The organism is Micromonospora sp. D75, from assembly GCF_018070405.1.
Taxonomy (GTDB): domain Bacteria; phylum Actinomycetota; class Actinomycetes; order Mycobacteriales; family Micromonosporaceae; genus Micromonospora; species Micromonospora chalcea.
The window spans coordinates 1-3,348 of sequence record NZ_JAGPXV010000639.1 but is presented as its reverse complement, the minus strand read 5'-3'; the positions used below and the strand labels follow the sequence as shown (position 1 = coordinate 3,348).

Here is a 3,348-nt window from a genome sequence, read left to right as displayed (position 1 = left end):
CCCGGCTGTCGATTCCGCCGTGGTTCGCAGGAGCGCCGGGCGGGCAATGTGTGGCCGAGCCGCCCTAGGGTGGGGCGAGCAGACGTATCCTGTGCCCCCTGCGACGTGGTGGGGCCGACTTTGCCGGAGGTGCGCTTGAGCCGCTTCGAGCGGATGCGCGGACGGCTCCGCCGCGCGTACGAGTCGGGCCGGGAGGCCGCCCGGACCCGCCGGGCCGACCCGGAAGCGGCGCCGGGGGAGGCAGGAGTGGCCTCGCCCGCGTCACCGGGACCGTCGGCGTCGCCGGAGGCGACTGTGGTGGGCGTCGAGCCGCCGGCCGCGATGCACTCGTCGACTGTGAGCCGGGACGACACCGAGGTGCCGCACGCGCTGCGGATCACCGCCGCGTGGTGCTGGCGGCTGATCGTGATCGGCATCGTGACCTGGGCGCTCATCAAGATCATCGGCACCATCAGCATCGTGATCATCCCGCTGACCGTCGCGCTGCTGCTCTCCGCGCTGCTCGCCCCGGCGGTCGGCTGGCTGCTCCGGGCCCGCCTGCCCCGCTCCCTGGCCACCGGTGTGGTACTCGTCGGCGGCCTGGCCGCCGTGGTCGGCACGCTGACGCTGGTGGTCAACGAGTTCATCAAGGGCGTACCGGAGCTGAGCGAGAAGTCCTCGCAGGGCATCCGGCAGATCCAGGACTGGTTCAAGACCGGCCCGCTGCACCTGTCCGACAGCCAGCTCGACCGCTACATCAACGAGGCGCAGAACTGGATCAACGGCAACACCGAGCGGTTCACCAGCGGCGCGCTCAGCACCGCCGCCACGCTGGCCGAGGTGCTCACCGGCACCGTGCTCGTGCTGTTCGCCACGTTCTTCTTCCTGCGTGACGGCAACTCCATCTGGCGGTTCCTGGTCCGGCTGCTGCCGGTCGCGGCCCGCTGGAAGGTCGACGACGCCGGTCGCGCGTCCTGGGCGACGCTCGGCGCGTACGTGCGGGCCACCGTGCTCGTGGCCTTCATCGACGCGGTCGGCATCGGCATCTTCCTGGTGCTGTTCGACATCCCGTTCGCGTTCCCGCTGGCCGCGCTGGTCTTCCTGGGCGCGTTCATCCCGATCGTCGGCGCGTTCCTGTCCGGCGTGGTCGCAGTGCTGGTCGCGCTCGTCGACAGCGGCCCGGTGACCGCGCTGATCATCCTCGGCGTGGTGGTCGGGGTGCAGCAGGTCGAGGGCCACGTGCTCCAGCCGCTGATCATGGGCCGGGCGGTGGCCATCCACCCGCTCGCCGTGATCATCGGCATCGCCGCGGGCGTGGTGCTGGCCGGCATCGCCGGCGCGCTGGTCGCGGTGCCGCTGATCGCCGTGCTCAACACCGCGGTCCGGCGGCTCGCCGCGCGTACCGTGCCGGACACCCCACCGGACGCGGTGGTGGTCGCCTCCCAGGCGCCCTGACCCGCACGATCCCCTGACGCCCGTGTCGCCCCGCCCGGGGAGGCGCGGGCGTCAGCTCTTGGCGAGCCGTTCCAGCGCGCCCCGGGCCACCTCGGGCCGGGTGGTGTACCAGAACGGCGGCAGCGAACGGCGCAAGAACGGGCCGTACCCGCGCGCCGTCTCCAGCCGCGAGTCGAGCACCGCCACCACGCCCCGGTCGCCGGTGGCCCGGATCAGCCGGCCGACGCCCTGGGCCAGCCGGACCGCCGCGATCGGCACGCTCACCGCCGCGAAACCCGAGCCGCCACCGGCGTCCACCGCCGCCGCGCGCGCCGCGGCGAGCGGCTCGTCCGGCCGGGGGAACGGCAACCTGTCGATCACCACGAGCTGGCAGGCGTCGCCCGGCACGTCCACCCCCTGCCAGAGCGACATCACCCCGAACAGGCAGCTCTCCCGCACCTCGCGGAACCGGCGCACCAGCAGCGGCAGCGCCTCCTCGCCCTGCAGCAGCACGGGCAGGTCGGTCCGCGCGCGGACCAGCTCCGCCGCCTGCTGCGCGGCCCGTCGCGACGAGAAGAGCCCGAGGGTACGACCACCGAGCGCCTCGACCAGCGCCAGCAGCTCCTCACCGGCCGGCCCGGGCAGCCCGGAGACGCTGGGGCGGGGCAGGTGCGCGGCCACGTACAGGATGCCCTGCCGGGCGTAGTCGAACGGCGAGCCGACGTCCAGCGAACTCCAGCCCGGCCCCTCGGTGGCCGGCACGGTGCCGATCGACGCCCGGCTGCCCTCGGCGGCGGCCACCGGCGGCGTGACCGGGGTGCGGCCCGCGGCGGCAGCGGTGGCGATCGCGGCGGCGGCCGGGGACGGCGGGGCGGGCGGCGGCGCGTCCAGCCCCAGCGCCCGGGCCACCGTGTCGAAGCGACCGCCCAGCGCCAGCGTCGCCGAGGTGGCGACGACCGTGCGCTCGTCGTACAGGTGGGTGGCGAGCGTGCCCGCGACCGACAGCGGCGCGACCACGAGTGCCCGGCGGCTGCCGTTGTCCGGCTTCTCGACCCAGGCGACGTCGTGGTCGGCCTCCTCCAGCAGCCGCTGGGCGGTGGTGGACAGTTCGTCCAGCACCGCCTTGGCCTGCTGCTTGCGTACCGGGTCGGGGTCGTCGGACTTCACGTCGCCGATCGCCTCCAGCGCGGCCCGGGTCGCCGAGTCCAGCAGCGTGCACGCCTCGCGCAGCGCGGGCGGCAGACCGGCGGTGAGCCGCCCGGCCGGCGCCTCGGCCAGCCCCACGGCGAGCGCGTCACCGGCCTCGGTGAGCCGCTCGGCCAGGTCCGGGCGCAGCAGCGGCCGGGCCCGGCGGGTGGACCTGTCGATCAGCTCCGGCACCAGCTCGGCCTGGGCCGCCGAGGAGACCCGGTCGGCCAGCTCGTGCGCCTCGTCCACCACCAGCAGCTTGTGCGGCGGCACGATGTGCCGACCGGCGAGCATGTCGACGGCGAGCAGGCTGTGGTTGGTCACCACGATGTCCGCCTCGCGGGCGCGCGCCCGGGACGCCTCCGCGAAGCACTCCTGGCCGAACGGGCAGCGGCTCGCGCCCACGCACTCGCGCGCCGGCATGGAGACGGTGCGCCACACCTGGTCGTCCACGCCCGGATCCAGCTCGTCCCGGTCGCCGGTGGCGGTCTCCTCGGCCCAGTCACGCAGCCGCTGCACCTGCTTGCCCAGGCGGCCCGCCTCGCCGAGCCACTTGGTGCCGCCGTTGCCGGGGCGCGGCGCGTCGAAGAGCGCGTCGTCCGGCTCGTCCTCGACCGAGCTGTCCAACCTCGCCAGGCACAGATAGTGGTGGCGACCCTTCAGCACGGCGAACGTGGGGCGCCGGCCCAGCACCGGCTCGACCGCGTCGGCCAGCCGGGGCAGGTCGTGCTCGACCAGCTGGGACTG

At 74.9% G+C, this 3,348-nt stretch carries 2 protein-coding genes; one reads left to right on the top strand and one right to left on the bottom strand.

The features are described 5' to 3' along the window. The first annotated feature begins 135 nt into the window (after nt 1-135). A complete protein-coding gene (locus tag KBX39_RS26915) occupies nt 136-1,434 on the top strand; it encodes an AI-2E family transporter (protein ID WP_231915501.1) in 1,299 nt (432 codons plus the stop codon). Between the two features lie 51 nt (nt 1,435-1,485). Here KBX39_RS26915 and KBX39_RS26910 read toward each other — a convergent pair. Then, a partial coding sequence (locus tag KBX39_RS26910; protein WP_210873145.1) for an ATP-dependent DNA helicase occupies nt 1,486-3,348 on the bottom strand: 1,863 nt, incomplete at its 5' end.